The sequence below is a fragment of the Pseudoflavonifractor gallinarum genome (genome assembly GCF_014982855.1).
Classification (GTDB): Bacteria; Bacillota; Clostridia; order Oscillospirales; family Oscillospiraceae; genus Pseudoflavonifractor_A; species Pseudoflavonifractor_A gallinarum.
The window spans coordinates 49,987-67,275 of record NZ_JADCKF010000002.1 but is presented as its reverse complement, the minus strand read 5'-3'; the positions used below and the strand labels follow the sequence as shown (position 1 = coordinate 67,275).

Here is a 17,289-nt window from a genome sequence, read left to right as displayed (position 1 = left end):
AGCAAAAAAGCTCTGTTTTTTTCTCCTTTTTCCACGCTTTTCCCCGTCAAATCGCCGGATGGAGTGTTCTTTCTCTCTTTGGGCGACCCATGCGTCTTTTCAAGACGGACAAAAGGCCCCGGAGCATGGCTCCGGAGCCTTTTGATAAACAGTCAGATCAATGGGCTGTGCGATCAGTCCTCCGCGCCCTCATCCATGGTGATGGAGAGGATCTCCTCCTCCATGGGGGCGATGCCGACGATCTCATCGGCCTGCTCGGGGACGCTCTCCTCGTGGCTGTGCTCATGCTCGCAGCCGCAGGTGCATTCGTCCTCGATCTTGTCATACTTGCGGTAGACCGACAGACCGGAGCCGGCCGGGATGAGCTTACCGATGATGACGTTCTCCTTCAGGCCCAACAGGTGGTCCACCTTGCCCTTGATGGCGGCCTCGGTGAGGACCTTGGTGGTCTCCTGGAAGGAGGCGGCGGACAGGAAGGACTCGGTGGCCAGAGAGGCCTTGGTGATACCCATCAGCAGGCGGGTGGCGGTGGGGAGACGCAGCTCCATGCCGTCGTTGGTCTCGCCGGCGTCGATGCGCTTCTGGACCGCCTCCTTGGCGTCCTCAAACTCGATGAGCTCCACGGTGGAGCCGGAGAGCAGGTTGGAATCGCCGGCGTCCTCGACCCGCACCTTGCGCATCATCTGACGGCAGATGACCTCGATGTGCTTGTCGTTGATGTCAACGCCCTGCTGACGGTAGGGCTTCTGGACCTCGCGGATCAGGTAGTCGTACACCGCGTGGACGCCCCGGATGCGGATGACGTCCTGGGGATAGAGGGCGCCCTCGGTGAGCGCGAAGCCCTTCTCCACGGTCTCGCCGTCCTTCACGCGGATGCCCGCACTGTAGGGCAGCGGATAGGTGACCACCTCGCCGTCGGGGGCGGTGATGCTCAGGTTGCACATGGAATTGCGCTTGGTCTCCTCGATGGATACCCGGCCGCCGATCTCGGCCAGCTGGGCCATCTTCTTGGGCCGACGGGACTCGAAGAGTTCCTCGACGCGGGGAAGACCCTGGGTGATATCGCCGCCGGCGACGCCGCCGGTGTGGAAAGTACGCATGGTCAGCTGGGTACCGGGCTCACCGATGGACTGAGCGGCGATGATACCGACGGCCTCGCCCTCGCCCACCGGCTCGCCGATGGCCAGGTTGATGCCGTAGCACTTGGAACATACTCCGCTGCGGGCGCGGCAGGTCAGCACGGAGCGGATCTTCACGGCGTGGATGCCGTGCTCCTCCAGCATGGCGGCGTCGTCGGGCACCATCATGCGGTCCTTGGAGATGAGGACTTCGCCGGTCTTGGGATCGCAGATGTCCTCCACGGGATAGCGGCCCTTGAGTCGCTCGCCGAAGGTCTCGATGACCTGGCCGTTCTCGCTGATCTCGGAGACCATGATGCCGTCGTCGGTACCACAGTCGTGCTCGCGGATGATCACTTCCTGGGACACGTCCACCAGACGGCGGGTCAGGTAACCCGAGTCGGCGGTACGCAGAGCGGTATCGGCCATACCCTTACGGGCGCCTCGAGCGGAGATGAAGTACTCCAGCACGGACAGACCTTCACGGAAGTTGGACTTGATGGGGATCTCGATGGTACGGCCGGAGGTATCGGCCATCAGGCCGCGCATACCGGCCAGCTGACGGATCTGAGCGGAGCTACCACGGGCGCCGGAGTCGGCCATCATCCAGATGGGGTTGTAGCGGTCCAGGCCCTCCATCAGGGCGTTAGACACGTCGGCAGTGGTCTTCTCCCAGGCGGACACCACCAGGCGGTAGCGCTCCTCGTTGGTCAGGAAGCCGCGCTTGTACTGGCGCTCGATCTTGACGATCTCCTTCTCGGTATCGGCGATCATGCCGTACTTCTTCTCGGGGATGGTCATGTCGTAGATGGAGACGGTCAGGGAGCCGCGGGTGGAGAACTTGTAGCCCTTGGCCTTGATGGTATCCAGCACGCCGGCGGAAACGGTGAAGCCGTGCTTGGTGATGCACTTGTCGATGATCTTGCCCAGCTGCTTCTTGCCGGTGATGAAGTTGATCTCGGGCTCGAACATGGTCTCGGGGTTGGTGCGGTCCACAAAGCCCAGATCCTGGGGGATGCCCTCGTTGAAGATCAGGCGGCCCACGGTGGTGCGCACCATCTTGTGCTGCTCCACGCCGTCGACCTCCATGCTGCGGCGGACCATGATGGGCACGTGCAGCTCCAGCTCGCCCTCGTCATAGGCCAGGCGGGCCTCATTGTCGCTGCCGTACACCGGCAGGCACTCCCGGGGGAGCTCCCCGTCGGGGGTGTTGGCGGCGATGTCGGCCACGGTGGGGATGTCGTCCAGAGAGCCGGGATTCTTCACCCACACCATATCGGCCACGGTGATCTTCCCCTCGGCCAGGGCAGCGCGGACAGCCGCGCAGTCCTCATAGACCTCCTCGCTGTCGTGGGCGGGATAGCGCTCAAAGGTCAGGTAGTAGGAACCCAGCACCATGTCCTGGGTGGGCACGGTGACGGGGCCGCCGTCCTGGGGCCGCAGCAGGTTGTTGGCCGAGAGCATGAGCACCCGGGCCTCGGTCTGGGCCTCGGCGGACAGGGGGACGTGAACGGCCATCTGGTCGCCGTCGAAGTCGGCGTTAAAGGCGGTACACACCAGGGGGTGGAGCTTGATGGCGCGGCCCTCGACCAGCACGGGCTCAAAGGCCTGGATGCCCAGGCGGTGCAGCGTGGGGGCGCGGTTGAGCATGACGGGATGCTCCTTGATGACAAACTCCAGGGCGTCCCACACCTCGGCCTTGCCCTTGTCCACCATCTTCTTGGCGGACTTGATGTTGTTGGCCACGCCGTCCTCCACCAGCTTCTTCATGACGAAGGGACGGAAGAGCTCAATGGCCATCTCCTTGGGCAGGCCGCACTGGTAGATCTTCATCTCGGGGCCGACCACGATAACGGAACGGCCGGAGTAGTCCACGCGCTTGCCCAGCAGGTTCTGGCGGAAGCGGCCCTGCTTACCCTTGAGCATGTCGCTCAGAGACTTGAGGGCGCGGTTGTTGGCGCCGGTGACGGCACGGCCGCGGCGGCCGTTGTCGATGAGGGCGTCCACCGCCTCCTGGAGCATCCGCTTCTCGTTGCGCACGATGATGTCGGGCGCGTTGAGCTGGATGAGGCGCTTGAGGCGGTTGTTGCGGTTGATGACCCGGCGATACAGGTCGTTCAGGTCAGAGGTGGCGAAGCGGCCGCCGTCCAGCTGCACCATGGGGCGCAGCTCCGGGGGAATGACGGGCAGCACGTCAATGATCATCCACTCGGGCTTGTTGCCGGAGATCCGGAAGGCATCCACCACTTCCAGGCGCTTGACAATGCGCATCTTCTTCTGGCCGGAGGCGTCCTTCAGCTCGGCCCGGAGCTGCTCGGAGAGCTGCTCCAGATCGATGTCCTGCAGGAGCTTCTTCACGGCCTCGGCGCCCATGCCGGCCTCGAAGTCGTCCTCGTACTTCTCCCGCATGTCGCGGTACTCCTTCTCGGAGAGGATCTGGTTCTTGGCCAGAGGAGAGAAGCCGGGATCGGTGACGATATAGCTGGCAAAGTAGAGCACCTTCTCCAGAATACGGGGGGAGATGTCCAGCAGCAGGCCCATCCGGGAGGGGATGCCCTTGAAGTACCAGATGTGGGACACAGGGGCGGCCAGCTCGATGTGGCCCATGCGCTCACGGCGGACCTTGGCGCGGGTCACCTCGACGCCGCAGCGGTCACAGATCTTGCCCTTATAGCGGATCTTCTTATATTTACCGCAGTGACACTCCCAGTCCTTGGTGGGGCCAAAGATGCGCTCGCAGAACAGGCCGTCGCGCTCGGGCTTGAGGGTGCGGTAGTTGATGGTCTCCGGCTTCTTGACCTCGCCGTAAGACCACTCACGGATCTTCTCCGGGGAGGCAATGCCGATTTGGATGGCGTCAAACTCAGCGTAACTCATAGAATAGATCGTTCCTCCCTCTCTCTTACATGTCCTGGTCGTCCAGGAACGCGTCGTCGTCAGACGCGACGCTCTCGTCGTCGCTCACAGCCAGGTCGTCGTCGTCGCTCTCGGCCTTCAGGGTGAAGCCGGCGGCCGCGAACTCGGACTCAGCGTCGCCCTCGCGGTAGCTGTAGAAGTCGTCGTCGTCCCGGATGCGATCAGGCTGGTAGTTGTCCTCTTCGTCATCCTTGAGCTCGATCTCAGCGCCGTTCTCGTCCAGCACCTTCATATCCAGGCACAGGGACTGCAGCTCCTTGACCAGAACCTTGAAGGACTCGGGCACGCCGGGCTTGGGCACGTTGTGGCCCTTGACAATGGCCTCGTAGGTGCGCACACGGCCGGTGACGTCGTCCGACTTGACGGTGAGGATCTCCTGCAGGGTGTAGGCCGCGCCGTACGCCTCCAGAGCCCACACCTCCATTTCGCCGAAGCGCTGGCCGCCGAACTGGGCCTTGCCGCCCAGAGGCTGCTGGGTGACCAGGGAGTAGGGGCCGGTGGAACGGGCGTGGATCTTATCGTCCACCAGGTGGTGGAGCTTGAGGAAGTACACATAGCCCACGGTGACGCGGTTGTCAAACCGCTCGCCGGTACGGCCGTCGTACAGCCAGCTCTTGCCGTCGGGGGACAGGCCGGCCATGGTCAGGACCTCGGCGATGTCCTTCTCGTCGGCGCCGTTGAAGATGGGGGTGGCCACCTTCCAGCCCAGGGTCTTGGCGGCGTAGCCCAGATGGACCTCCAGCACCTGACCGATGTTCATACGGGAAGGCACGCCCAGGGGGTTCAGAACGATGTCCAGCGGGGTGCCGTCGGGCAGGAAGGGCATATCCTCCTGGGGCATGATGCGGGAGACAACACCCTTGTTACCGTGGCGGCCGGCCATCTTGTCGCCCACACTGATCTTACGCTTCTGGGCGATGTAGACGCGGACCACCTCGTTGACGCCGGGAGAGAGCTCATCGCCGGCCTCGCGGGTGAAGACCTTCACGTCCACGATGATGCCGCTCTCGCCGTGGGGCACCTTCAGGGAGGTGTCACGGACCTCGCGGGCCTTCTCACCGAAGATGGCGCGCAGCAGGCGCTCCTCGGCGGTGAGGTCGGTCTCGCCCTTGGGGGTGACCTTACCCACCAGGATGTCGCCGGAGCGGACCTCGGCGCCCACGCGGATGATGCCGCGCTCGTCCAGGTCCTTCAGGGCATCCTCGCCCACGTTGGGGATGTCCCGGGTGATCTCCTCGGGGCCCAGCTTGGTGTCGCGGGACTCGGTCTCATACTCCTCGATGTGGATGGAGGTAAAGACGTCCTCCTTGACCATGCGCTCGTTGAGCAGGATGGCGTCCTCGTAGTTGTAACCTTCCCAGGTCATGAAGCCCATGAGGATGTTCTTGCCCAGGCCGATCTCGCCGTTGCAGGTGGAGGGGCCGTCCACGATGACCTCGCCCTTGCTGACCTTCTGGCCGGCCTTGACGATGGGACGCTGGTTGATGCAGGTGCCGTGGTTGGAGCGCAGGAACTTGATGAGCTTATACTCCTTGAGGCCCAGGTTCTGATAGCGCACGGAGACATACTGGGCGGAGACCTTCACGACCTCGCCGTCCTCCTCGGCCAGGATGGCGACCTCGGAGTCCACGCAGTTCTTGTGCTCCTGACCGGTGGCCACGATGGGGGCCTGGGTGGTCAGCAGGGGCACGGCCTGACGCTGCATGTTGGCGCCCATCAGAGCACGGTTGGCGTCGTCGTTCTGGAGGAAGGGGATCATGGCGGTTGCCACGGAGAACATCATCTGGGGGGACACGTCCACGTAGTCCACCTGGTTGGCGGCCACCGAGACGATCTCGTTGCGGTGACGGCAGGTGATACGCTCGTTGACGAAGCAGTTGTTCTCGTCCATGGGCTCGGTGGCCTGGGCGATGGTGAACTCGTCCTCCACATCGGCGGTCATGTAGTGGATCTCGTCGGTGACCCGGCCGGTCTCCTTGTCCACCTTGCGGTAGGGAGCCTCGATGAAGCCGAAGCGGTTGACCCGGGCATAGGCGGAGAGGTAGGAGATCAGGCCGATGTTGGGACCTTCGGGGGTCTCAACGGGGCACAGGCGGCCATAGTGAGAGTAGTGGATGTCTCGCACATCGAAGGAGGCGCGGTCACGGCTCAGACCGCCGGGGCCCAAGGCGGACAGACGGCGCTTGTGGGTCAGCTCGGCCAGGGGGTTGGTCTGGTCCATGAACTGGCTCAGGGGGGAGGAACCGAAGAACTCCTTGATGGAGGCGGTGACAGGACGGATGTTGATGAGGGACTGGGGGGTGACGATGTCCAGATCCTGGATGGTCATGCGCTCACGGATGACGCGCTCCATGCGGCTGAAGCCGATGCGGAACTGGTTCTGGAGCAGCTCACCCACGCAGCGCAGGCGGCGGTTGCCCAGGTGGTCAATGTCGTCGGGGGTGCCCACGCCGAAGGCCAGGGCGTTGAGGTAGTTGATGGACGCCATGATGTCGTCCACGATGATGTGCTTGGGGATCAGGTCGTCCAGGTGATCCTTGATGGCGTCCTTCAGCTCCTCGCCGGAGAACTGATTCATCAGCTCCATGAGCACAGTGTAGCGCACCCGCTCGGTGACGCCGCACTCCTCGGGGTCAAAGTCCACGAACTTGGACATGTCCACCATGTGGTTGCCGAACACGCGCACCATGGTGCCGTCCACGTCCACCACGGCCTCGTTGACACCCTTGTCCTCCAGCTCATGGGCCCGCTCACGGGTGAGGACCTCGCCGGGCTCGGCGATGATCTCGCCGGTGGTGGGATCCACCACGGGGAGGGCCAGCTTCTGGTTGGTCAGACGGGGACCCATGGACATCTTCTTGTTGAACTTGTAGCGGCCCACGGCGGACACGTCGTAGCGGCGGGGGTCAAAGAAGAGGGCGTTGAGCAGGCTCTCGGCGGAGTCCACCGTGGGGGGCTCGCCGGGACGGAGCTTGCGGTAGATCTCCAGCAGGGCCTCCTCATAGGTCTTGCAGGTGTCCTTCTCCAGAGTGGCCAGGATGCGGGGATCCTCGCCGAACATCTCGATGATCTCGGCGTCGGTCTTGGGACCCACGGCGCGGATCAGGCAGGTGATGGGGAGCTTGCGGTTCTTGTCGATGCGGACATAGAACACGTCGGACAGGTCGGTCTCATACTCCAGCCAGGCGCCCCGGTAGGGGATGACGGTGGTGGCGTAGGTGACGTTGTCGGCCTTGTCGGCGGTGCGGGAGTAGTACATGCCGGGGGAGCGGACGATCTGGGAGACGATGACGCGCTCGGCGCCGTTGATGACGAAGGTGCCCCCCTGGGTCATGATGGGGAAGTCACCCATGAAGATCTCCTGCTCCTTGATCTCCTCGGTCTCCTTGTTGCGCAGGCGCACACGGACCTTGATGGGAGCGGCGTACGTGGCGTCCCGGGCCTTGCACTCCTCCACGTTGTACTTGGGGGGTTCGTCCATGGAGTAGTCGATAAAGGACAGCTCCAGATTACCGGCGTAGTCGGTAATGCAGGAGACATCCTTGAAGACCTCCCGCAGTCCCTTGTCCAGGAACCACTGGTAGGACTTCTTCTGGATCTCCAGCAGATTCGGCATCTCCAGGATTTCCTTGTGGCGGGCAAAGCTCTTGCGGAGGGTCTTGCCATAGTAGACGTCTTTGATCCTGTCTGTGACCATTCTGAATGACCATTCCTTTCCCTTAGCATCTGGCGGTCGTTCGGACAGCCGTCCAAACTTTTCGTACCTGCTCCCCGCCCCAGAGGACCGGAGAGCCCTGTTTCTGCGTCAGGTTCCGATTTTTCTCGTCCTCACTCCGTCATTTCCGCCAAAGCGGAGGTCCCGCCTCCAAAATGACACACACGGAGTTGTTGGCGAATTGTGTTCCACCGCCCCTTGCGGAGCACCGTGGAAACTGTTATACTCACTATAACATGGGATGGTATCGAAATCGGATGCTCTATTTGTAATAGCGCTCTATTATACCACGGATGTACAAAAGAGTCAATTTTTATATCTGTAAAGTTCGGAGAAATTCCGGACTTTTTTCTGTTTTTGAGGTGATATTATGCCGAAAATCCCCTCTCCCGCGCCCCGGGCACAGCTTCTTTTCCCCTGGCTCCCGGGTGCGCTCCTGCTGGCCGGAGTGTTCTGGCGCTGCTCTTCCCTGACACTGGGCGGACCGGCCGTCGGATGGATCACCGGTCTCTGTCTGCTCCTGTGGACCGGGCTGGCCCTTCTCCCCCTCCGCCGGGCGGGGTATGGGGGGAATAAATTGGCTCTGGCCTTTCTGGTCCTGGCGCTCGCGGCGCTGCTGCGGGCAATGTGTCTGGATCATATCACCTACGACTACCGGGACTTCCTCTCCCAGTGGGCCGCCTTTTTCCGGGAGAACGGCGGCTTTTCCGCGATCAAAGAGCCTGTGGGCGACTACAACGCGCCCTATCTCTACTTCATGGCCGCCATCTCCTATCTCCCCTTCCCGGATCTCTATGCCATCAAGCTTTTTTCCATCCTGTTTGACGGGATTCTGGCCTGGGGCGGCCTGCGGCTGGTCGGGGCCCTGTCCGGCCGGAAAGATGGTCCCGCTCCCCTGACGGCCTATCTGCTCCTTTTGCTCCTCCCCACGGTGGTCCTCAACGGCTCCTTCTGGGGACAGTGCGACGCCCTGTACGGCGCGCTGGTCCTCCACGCCATGGCCTCCGCCTGGGAGGACCATCCCAAGACCTCGGTGGCACTGCTGGCCGTGGCCTTCTCCTTCAAGCTCCAGACCATTTTTCTCATCCCCCTCTGGGGCGGACTGTGGCTGGTGCGGAAGCTCCGCTTCTCCCACTTGCTGGTCTTTCCGGCCGCCTATGCGGTGGCCGTCCTCCCGGCCCTGCTGCTGGGCAAGCCCCTGGCCGACATCCTGGGTGTCTATTTCAAGCAGGCAGGACAGTACAGCTATGCTCTGGTGTTCAACGCCCCTTCCCTCTTCGCCCTGATCCCCTACGGGGTGGATGTGGCGCAGCAGCCCCTGGCCCGGGCCGGGATTCTGGCGGCCTTTGCCCTGTGTCTCTTTGTGCTGGGATGGCTCTTTTTCCACCGCAGCCGCTTCTCCGGTGCACAATTTCTGGCGGCTGCCGCCGTTTTGGCCCTGGGGGTCCCCTTTCTTCTCCCCTATATGCACGAGCGCTATTTTTTCCTGGCCGATGTGGTCACCCTGGTCTGGGCGGTGTGGGACCGCCGGCGTATTCCCATCGCCCTGCTGACCCAACTGGCCTCCCTCAGCTCCTACTGCGTGTATCTGCGCCTGCAATACACAATGCCCGTCCACCTCTTCGGACAGACCTGGACCATGGCGCTGGAAGCGCTGTGTATCCTCGCCGCCCTGCTCCTGTCGCTGGGCGCTCTGCTTCGCCGGAGGGACGATTTCAGGCGCTGACTTTGCCCCAAAAAGAACGTGGCTCCGCCCAATTGGGAAGAGGCCGCGTTCTTTTTCTATTGACATAATATTTCGCCTTTTTTCCCGCTTCTGCTGGGTTTTCAAATAATGTCTGTTCTCCTACCGGTATGCTTGACATAAAATAAGAATTTGACAACTCGGAAACAATGTGTTACAATTCGGTTACAGTTTTTAATTTTTAATTTATTTTCAGGAGGCACAGAATGGCAGACGAAAAGTTTCCTCTGGTCTACAAGGGCCATCCCCTTCGCCGGAAAGATAATCTGATCTATTACGGAAGCATGGCCGATAAATATATCATCATGATGCAGGTCATGAGCACCAAAAAGGTCAAGGATCTGGATGTGGCCAACAAGGTCGTGGTCCAGCTCCAGCTCACCGATCCCGATCTGAAAAGCCGGGACCGCGTCGTCAAGAAGAGCGAGAAGGACAGCCTCTACGCCGCCATGGATGTGGCCGCCGTCTGGCTGGAGCGTGCCCTCTCCAACAAATAACCCCCACCCACCCAAATGCCAAACGAATGAGAAGATAAACGGACTGCCTTCGGGCAGCATTTGACTGAATGGAGGATTATACCGATGATACAGCCTGTGAAGTTCCTGCGCGTTATGGCCGTCACCGTGGCGGTTTCTTGTGCCTGTCTGGTCAGCGCTGCCGCCGCCAGCATGGGCGTCGGCACCGTTCAGGCCGACGCACTCCGCCTGCGCTCCGCCGCCAGCACCGACTCCGCGATCCTGGCCACCGCCTCCAAGGGCGACGCCGTCATCGTGCTGGAAGACGCCGGGAACAACTGGTACAAGGTCGATTATGAATCTGTGCAGGGCTATATGTCCGGCGAATACCTCACCATTTCCCAGAAGGCGGACGCTGCCATCGGTTACGGCAAGGTGAGCGCCGGCGGCTCTACCCTGAATATGCGCAGCGCGCCCTCCACCTCTGCTTCCAAGGTCGCCTCTCTGGCTGACGGCACCGTCGTCAAGATCATCGGTGTGGATGGCAGCTGGTATAAGGTCGACTATAACGGCAAGACCGGCTATGTCAGCAGCGAGTATATGATCACCACCAAGGAGACCACCTCCCGCGGCAATGAAACCACGGCGACCTCCTCCTCCAGCATGGGAGAGCAGGTGGTGGCCTATGCCAAGCAGTTCCTGGGCACCCCCTATGTGTACGGCGGAAACGGCCCCAACTCCTTTGACTGCTCCGGCTTCACCAAGTATGTCTATGCCCACTTCGGCGTGACCCTCAACCGCACCGCCACCGATCAGCTGGCCAACGGCACCGCCGTTTCCAAGAGCCAGCTTCAGCCCGGCGATCTGGTCTTCTTCAAGGCCAACACCACCAAGCCGGTCTCCCACGTGGGCATCTACATTGGCGGCGGCCAGTTCATCCACGCCTCCACCAATACATACACGGTCAAGATCGACAACCTGAATTCCGGCTATTACAGCCGCGTCTATGTCTACGGCCGCCACATCCTGTAATATCCTCTTCTTCCATTCCGTCTGAATCTGTTTAAAAAGCGCCTGATGGTACTCCATCAGGCGCTTTTTCTATGAATTCTTCTTGGCTGTTGGAAGGGTGCTTACTCCTCTTCCTTCTCGGGCTCTGCCGTCATGACAGGCTCCTCCGCGGGAATCTCGGTCTCCACCACGGCGGCGACCTCGCTGTCCTTGATGCTCCCCTCTTCCTTCAGCTGGGCGATCCGGGCCTTGTTTTCCTCAATGTTGATCTTGGCCGCGGTGATCTTCTCACACAGCGACGTGTAAGCGGCCTCCGGCGCCATTCCCCGCTCTGCATAGTAAAGTTTTCCAATCTCAATATAAGCCTTGCGGATATTGTCCTCCTCGCCGGTGTTGGCCAGGCTCAGCCGGGCGATCTCCGCCAGCTGCTTGGACTTGGCCATGCCAACCTGGGTCAATTCCACCGCTTTTACCTTCAAATCATCCAAAAGCGCCATATATCATGACCTCCTGTTCCCTTAAACTGGCTCCATTTTATACCTTTTGCCCTATCTGCGCAAGTAGCTCCCTCTGGATTTAAGGAATATTTAAGCCTCCTCCCGGACCGGTCATACCGCCCCCCTTTCCCGGCTGGCACCTCTCTGCACACCGGAGCATAGGATACTGCGGAGGTTATGCCCAATGAATGTATACCAGAACAAAGACTTCCGTTTCGGATGTCCTCCCCCTGTCTGTCCGCCCGCGTGCTGTCCTCCGCCCTGTCCCTGTCCCGGGCCGGAGCCGTGCACGGTGAGCATCGTTCCGGTTCCCGGTCCTACCGGCGCCACGGGCCCCACCGGCCCCATCGGTCCTACCGGTCCCACCGGAACCGCGCCAGCGCCTCAGGCCCTCTACGCCGTCGCTCCGGCGGCTCAGACGCCGGCCTCCGCCGGCTCTTCCCTTACCTTCCCCACCAACCAGATGGTTCTGGGGACCGAGATCACCCATACGGCCGGCTCCGGTGACTTCATCCTCACCCAGCCTGGCAGCTATGAGGTGCACTACACGGTCAACGCGGCTTCTTCGGACGCCCCCACGCTGGCCAGTGTACAGCTCAATGCCAACGGCACCCTTGTCCCGGGCTCCCTGGCGACCAACTCCATTGCCACCAGCGGAAAACCGGTACTGCTCGCCAATACCACGGCCCTGACCATCCCCGGCACTACCACGCTGACTCTGGTCACCAACACGGCCAACACCACCTTTACCAACGGCTCCATCCTGATTCACAAGTTGAGCTGAGCCAAGACACAAAAGCGCCTCCCCGGCTGGGGAGGCGCTTCGTTTGTTCCAATGAGAGACGCTTAGTCCAGCAGCTCCTTGGCGGGGATGCCGGGCTCGGTCATGGCGTAGGGATCCAGGATCTTGTTCAGGGTCTCCTCGTCCAGCAGGCCCTCTTCAATGGTGATGGTCCGGACGCTGCGGCCGGTCTGGATGGCCTTCTTGGCCACATTGGCGGCCGCCTCATAGCCCACATGGGGGCAGATGGCGGTGATGATGCCCACCGAGTTCTCCACCATCTCCCGGCACCGATCCCGGTTGGCGGTGATGCCCTGGATGCAGTTGTCCACCAGCGTGCTCACCGCATAGGTCAGGAACTCCACCGCGTGGGTCAGGTTCCAGAAGATGATGGGCTCAAAGGCGTTGAGCTCCAGCTGGCCGGCCTCGGCGGCCATGGTGATGGTCAGGTCGTTGCCCATGATGTTGAAGGCCACCTGATTGACCACCTCGGGGATGACCGGATTGACCTTGCCGGGCATGATGGAGGAGCCGTTCTGGCGGGGCGGCAGGTTGATCTCCCCGAATCCGCAGCGGGGACCGGAGGACATGAGCCGCAGGTCGTTGGACATCTTGGAGAGGTTCACGGCGCAGGTCTTGACCGCGCCGGAGACCGCCACAAACTCGTCCAGGTTCTGGGTGGCGTCAATCAGGTTGAAGGCCTGGACCAGCCGCAGACCGGACACCTTGGAGAGGTTGGGCACGATGCGGCGGAGATACTGCTCGTCGGCGTTCAGGCCGGTACCGATGGCGGTGCCGCCCATATTCAGGCAGCGCATCTCGTCCATGGCCCGCTCGAAGCGGGCAATGTCCCGGCGAATGGCCTCGCTGTACGCCCGGAACTCCTGGCCCAGGCGGATGGGCACGGCGTCCTGCATCTGGGTGCGGCCCATTTTGATCACGTCGTCAAACTCCTCCGCCTTCTGCAGAAGAGCGGTGTACAGACGCTCCAGCTGGATCTGAGCCCGGACCAGCAGCTTGAGCACCGCCAGCTTTCCGGCGGAGGGGAACACATCGTTGGTGGACTGGCCGCAGTTTACGTGGTCGTTGGGGTTGACCAGGGTGTAGTCACCCTTCTCCCCGCCCAGCAGCTCAATGGCCCGGTTGGCGATGACCTCGTTGGCGTTCATGTTCAGGCTGGTGCCCGCGCCGCCCTGGATGGGGTCCACGATGAACTCCTCATGGAGCTTGCCCTCCACGATCTCCTCACAGGCCCGGACGATGGCGTCGGCCACCTTCTTGTCCAGCAGGCCGATCTCATAGTTGGTGATAGCGGAGGCCTTCTTGATCTCGGCAATGGAGTTGATGATCTCCCGGTGCATGGTCAGTCCGGTGATGGGGAAGTTTTCCACTGCCCGCAGGGACTGCACGCCGTAGTACACATCCCGGGGGACCGCACGCTCGCCAATGGAGTCATGCTCCGAACGGTAGGGCCCATGCTCGAACTCCACACGCTGCTTATCTGTCATGGAATACTCGCTCCTCTTCCTGTTTTCCTGCACTTCAGATGCAGGTTTTCTTTCGTTGCCTCTAATCTAGCACGTTCACTTGCAAAATGCAAGCTATTTTTGCAAGTTTTCCACCATACGCAAGAAAAAAATCGTTTCCCCGGAAAAACTCCAGGGAAACGATGGTATTGTAACCGATTTATCCGCGGGCCATGCGGAAAATCTGGATCATATCGTCCTGACTCAGGGTCTTGAAGCCACCCAGATTGGGGTTGCGGCGGGCGCACTTCTCGGCCAGCAGCTGGATCTCGCTCTCATTGAGGTCGTGTCCCAGCTCCCGCACCGAGGTGGGCATGCCGATCTCCCGGTAATACTGCTCCATGGCCTCGATGCCGGCCAGGGCGGTCTTCTCCGGGTCACGGAAGTCATTGGGACAGCCCATTACCTTGACCGCGAACTGGGCGAAGCGCTCGGGCTCCTCCCGGTATACATACCGGGCCCAGCTCCCCCAGATGGCGGCCAGTCCCGCGCCGTGGGCCACGTCGAACAGGGCGCTGAGCTCGTGCTCCATGCGGTGGCTGGCCCAGTCCCCCACGGTGCCGCAGCCGGTCAGGCCATTGTGGGAGAGGCTGCCCGCCCACATGATCTGGGCCCGGGCATTGTAGTCCTTCGGGTCCCGGAGGGCCTTGCGGCCGCAGTCCATCACGGTGCGCATCAGACCCTCGGCCAGCTCGTCGGTAAGGGCAGTATCCTTCTCATGGGTGAAGTAGCGCTCCATGGTGTGCATGAGGATGTCCACCACGCCGCAAGCCGTCTGATAGGGCGGCAGGGTATAGGTGAGCTCCGGGTCCATCACCGCGAAGCGGCAGCGGCAGATGTCGTTGTTGAGCCCCCACTTGAGCCCATTCTCCTCGTCCGAGATGACGGAGGAATTGCTCATCTCGCTTCCGGCGGCCGAGAGGGTGAGCACCGCGCCCACCGGGCAGACCCGCTCCGGCTGAGCCGTGCCGCTGTAAAAGTCCCACACGTCCCCCTCGTAGGGGATGCCGTAGCCGATGGCCTTGGCCGAGTCGATGACGCTGCCGCCGCCCACAGCCAGGATGAAGTCCACGCCCTCCGCCCGGGCAAGGGTGATGCCCTCCCGCACCTTGGAGAGCCGGGGATTGGGCACCACGCCGCCCAGAGAGACAAAGTCGATCCCCTGATCCTTCACAGCACGCTCCACGCGCTCCAGCAGACCGGAGCGGCGGGCGCTCTCCCCGCCGTAGTGGATGAGGACCTTACGGGCCCCTTCGGCGCGCAGCAGCTCCCCGACTCGCTCCACTTCTCCCTTGCCAAAGACCACTCGGGTGGGGGTGTAGTACGTAAAGTTTTGCATGATGGCGTTCCTCCTTTGATCTGGACGGTATGTGTTGAAAGGGCAAAAAGGACGCCATACCCCTGTACGGCGCCCTTTCTGGTCAGTTTTAGTTCATCTGCTTGCGGCGGGACAGGTTGATGGTGCCGTCCTGCATGTCGCCGATGGTCTCCAGGCTCTTGCCGGTGCCGTAGGCCACGCAGGAGATGGCGTCGTCCGCCACATAGGTCTCGATGCCGGTGTGGGACTCGATCAGCTTGTCAAAGCCCCACAGCAGGCTTCCGCCGCCGGTCATGACGATGCCGTTGGTGGCGATGTCGGCCACCAGCTCGGGGGGCGTGCGCTCCAGCACACCGTGGATGGCCTCCAGAATGCGGGTGGCGGGCTCCTCAAAGGCCTCGATCATCTCGCTGGAGGTGACGGTGAACACTCTCGGCAGGCCGGTCATCAGGCAGCGGCCCTTGATCTCGATGGACTGCTCCTCGGGACGGGGGAACACGCAGCCGATCTTCATCTTCAGCTCCTCCGCAGTGCGCTCGCCGATGAGGACGTTGTGCTTGCGGCGGATATACTTGATGATGGCCTCGTCAAACTGATCGCCGGCGATCTTGATGGAGGTGGACTCCACGATGCCGCTCAGAGAGATGACGGCGATATCAGAGGTACCGCCGCCGATGTCCACGATCATATGGCCGTCGGGACGGGTGATATCGATGCCCGCACCAATGGCAGCAGCCACCGGCTCCTCAATGAGGTAGACCCGGCGGGCGCCGGCCTGGATGCCCGCGTCAATGACGGCGCGCTCCTCCACCTCGGTGATGCCGGAGGGCACGCAGATGACGATACGGGGCTTGAAGAGCCGGAAGGAGGTCACCTTGCGGATAAACTCCTTGAGCATCCGCTCGGTCATATCATAGTCGGAGATGACGCCCTCCCGCAGGGGACGGATGGCAACAATGTTGCCAGGGGTCTTGCCCAGCATCTGCTGAGCCTCGGTGCCCACCTTGAGCAGCTTGCCGGTGTCCTTGTGCAGGGCCACCACAGAGGGCTCGCGGAGCACAACGCCCTTGCCGGCCACATACACCAGAATAGACGCAGTACCCAAATCAATGCCGATATCCTTGCTGAACATACCCACACCTCGAAGTCTCTTGAACTTTTCTTTTAAGTTTGCCCAAAATTCCATTCCTAAATCACCTATTTAAAGTCTGTCTAACATTATAAAGACATTTCCCCCGTATTTCAACAGGATTTTTCATAAGTTTTTCGGATATTTCAACCACTCTTCCGTCAATGGGCACGGGCCGCCGTGACGCAGACCACATCGGCCGCGCCCGCCTGGCGCAATACCGCCGCGCAGGCGGCCAGGGTCGAGCCGGTGGTGATCACGTCGTCCACCAGCAGAAAACGCCGCCCGGCCACCCGTTCGGGCCGGATGCACCGGTAGGCATCCCGCACATTCGCCCGCCGCTCCTCCCCGTCAGAGAGGCCGGACTGGGCCCGGGTGTGGCGCACCTTGCACAGGACTTCCTCCGGCTCCATCCCCAGATGTTCCCCCACGGCCCGTGCCAGGAGGAGGGCCTGGTCGTAGCCCCGTTCCTTCCGGCGGCGCTGGGACAGGGGCACCCAGGTCAGCGCGTCAAAGCGCCCGTCCAGATGCTCCCGGACGCACGCGGCCATCAGCCCGCCATAGGTAAGGGCATACCATCTGCGTCCCTCGAACTTGTAGCGGCGGATGGACTGGCGCACCTCCCCCTCGTACCGGAGGGGCGAGACCGCCAGGGTGATCCCCTCGCCCCGCTGCTCCGCCCCCGTCCCGTGGGTATAGGGCAGCGCCCGGACGCAGTGGGGACAGATGCCCTCCCCTTCTTCCAGCAGCCTGCCGCAGAAGACGCAGCGGGGCGGAAAGAGGAGATCCAGAAGGACCTGCCTCCACCGGCTCAATCCAGGTCCTCCGGCCGGATGGGGCCGTGCTCCTTTTCAAACTCGCGAATACATTTCTGAATTAGGTAGTGGGCCTGTCCATTGATGGTACGGCCCTCATAATTGGCGATATAGCGCAGCTTCTGATGTGTCTCCAGACCAACTCGCAGACCAATGTGCTTGATTTCTTTTTCCTGCATACTCAAATAAAGACTCCATTCCGTGCATACTGCACGCATTCTATCTTTATAGTATGCAAATGAACGCAAATTATTTTATAATGCG

The 17,289-nt window shown here is 61.6% G+C and carries 12 protein-coding genes; 4 read left to right on the top strand and 8 right to left on the bottom strand.

What is annotated here, in order from left to right; all coding sequences use genetic code 11:
- Positions 1-173: 173 nt before the first annotated feature.
- Together rpoC and rpoB are read right to left on the bottom strand one after the other, a co-directional pair.
- On the bottom strand, positions 174-3,995 hold the full coding sequence (rpoC, locus tag INF37_RS02330) for a DNA-directed RNA polymerase subunit beta' (protein ID WP_235964155.1): 3,822 nt from the start codon (positions 3,993-3,995) through the stop codon (positions 174-176).
- Positions 3,996-4,020: 25 nt separating this feature from the next.
- Complete coding sequence (gene rpoB, locus INF37_RS02325; protein WP_101693869.1) at positions 4,021-7,731, bottom strand: DNA-directed RNA polymerase subunit beta; 3,711 nt, start codon at positions 7,729-7,731, stop codon at positions 4,021-4,023.
- A 388-nt stretch (positions 7,732-8,119) separates the two neighbouring features.
- On the opposite strand from rpoB, the gene INF37_RS02320 reads away from it, so the two are divergent.
- From INF37_RS02320 to INF37_RS02310, 3 genes are all read left to right on the top strand, one after another.
- Positions 8,120-9,475: a conjugal transfer protein TraL gene (locus tag INF37_RS02320; protein WP_193536206.1), complete on the top strand. Its 1,356-nt coding sequence runs from the start codon at positions 8,120-8,122 to the stop codon at positions 9,473-9,475.
- 224 nt (positions 9,476-9,699) lie between these two features.
- The gene (locus INF37_RS02315) at positions 9,700-9,990 is read left to right on the top strand and encodes a hypothetical protein (protein ID WP_101693870.1); all 291 of its coding nucleotides are present in this window, start codon (positions 9,700-9,702) and stop codon (positions 9,988-9,990) included.
- An 84-nt stretch (positions 9,991-10,074) separates the two neighbouring features.
- The gene (locus INF37_RS02310) at positions 10,075-10,980 is read left to right on the top strand and encodes a C40 family peptidase (RefSeq protein ID WP_186962924.1); all 906 of its coding nucleotides are present in this window, start codon (positions 10,075-10,077) and stop codon (positions 10,978-10,980) included.
- 101 nt (positions 10,981-11,081) lie between these two features.
- On the opposite strand, the gene INF37_RS02305 is transcribed toward INF37_RS02310, so the two are convergent.
- A complete protein-coding gene (locus INF37_RS02305; protein WP_101693872.1) occupies positions 11,082-11,456 on the bottom strand; it encodes a serine proteinase in 375 nt (124 codons plus the stop codon).
- 292 nt (positions 11,457-11,748) lie between these two features.
- Here INF37_RS02305 and INF37_RS15830 point away from each other — a divergent pair, with 292 nt between their 5' ends.
- A complete protein-coding gene (locus INF37_RS15830) occupies positions 11,749-12,240 on the top strand; it encodes a BclA C-terminal domain-containing protein (protein WP_193536204.1) in 492 nt (163 codons plus the stop codon).
- Between the two features lie 62 nt (positions 12,241-12,302).
- On the opposite strand, the gene INF37_RS02295 is transcribed toward INF37_RS15830, so the two are convergent.
- The 5 genes from INF37_RS02295 to INF37_RS02275 all read right to left on the bottom strand — a co-directional run bounded on the left by INF37_RS02295 (position 12,303) and on the right by INF37_RS02275 (position 17,204).
- Entirely contained in the window at positions 12,303-13,745 is a 1,443-nt protein-coding gene (locus tag INF37_RS02295) for an aspartate ammonia-lyase (RefSeq protein ID WP_186962926.1), read from the bottom strand.
- 178 nt (positions 13,746-13,923) lie between these two features.
- Positions 13,924-15,102, bottom strand: coding sequence for an iron-containing alcohol dehydrogenase (locus INF37_RS02290; protein WP_193536202.1), 1,179 nt, complete (start codon positions 15,100-15,102; stop codon positions 13,924-13,926).
- A gap of 88 nt (positions 15,103-15,190) precedes the next feature.
- Positions 15,191-16,213: a rod shape-determining protein gene (mreB, locus tag INF37_RS02285; protein ID WP_101693875.1), complete on the bottom strand. Its 1,023-nt coding sequence runs from the start codon at positions 16,211-16,213 to the stop codon at positions 15,191-15,193.
- 158 nt (positions 16,214-16,371) lie between these two features.
- On the bottom strand, positions 16,372-17,025 hold the full coding sequence (locus INF37_RS02280; RefSeq protein WP_193536200.1) for a ComF family protein: 654 nt from the start codon (positions 17,023-17,025) through the stop codon (positions 16,372-16,374).
- Positions 17,022-17,204, bottom strand: coding sequence for a hypothetical protein (locus INF37_RS02275; RefSeq protein WP_193536198.1), 183 nt, complete (start codon positions 17,202-17,204; stop codon positions 17,022-17,024). Before INF37_RS02275 ends, INF37_RS02280 begins: the two co-directional genes overlap by 4 nt.
- Positions 17,205-17,289: the final 85 nt, after the last annotated feature.

Coding starts and splice junctions, on each gene's coding strand:
- INF37_RS02310 (WP_186962924.1), top strand. CDS start 10,075: ATGATACAGCCTGTGAAGTTCCTGCGCGTTATGGCCGTCACCGTGGCG.
- INF37_RS02320 (WP_193536206.1), top strand. CDS start 8,120: ATGCCGAAAATCCCCTCTCCCGCGCCCCGGGCACAGCTTCTTTTCCCC.
- INF37_RS02305 (WP_101693872.1), bottom strand. CDS start 11,456: ATGGCGCTTTTGGATGATTTGAAGGTAAAAGCGGTGGAATTGACCCAG.
- rpoB (WP_101693869.1), bottom strand. CDS start 7,731: ATGGTCACAGACAGGATCAAAGACGTCTACTATGGCAAGACCCTCCGC.
- rpoC (WP_235964155.1), bottom strand. CDS start 3,995: ATGAGTTACGCTGAGTTTGACGCCATCCAAATCGGCATTGCCTCCCCG.
- mreB (WP_101693875.1), bottom strand. CDS start 16,213: ATGTTCAGCAAGGATATCGGCATTGATTTGGGTACTGCGTCTATTCTG.
- INF37_RS02295 (WP_186962926.1), bottom strand. CDS start 13,745: ATGACAGATAAGCAGCGTGTGGAGTTCGAGCATGGGCCCTACCGTTCG.
- INF37_RS02275 (WP_193536198.1), bottom strand. CDS start 17,204: ATGCAGGAAAAAGAAATCAAGCACATTGGTCTGCGAGTTGGTCTGGAG.
- INF37_RS02315 (WP_101693870.1), top strand. CDS start 9,700: ATGGCAGACGAAAAGTTTCCTCTGGTCTACAAGGGCCATCCCCTTCGC.
- INF37_RS02290 (WP_193536202.1), bottom strand. CDS start 15,102: ATGCAAAACTTTACGTACTACACCCCCACCCGAGTGGTCTTTGGCAAG.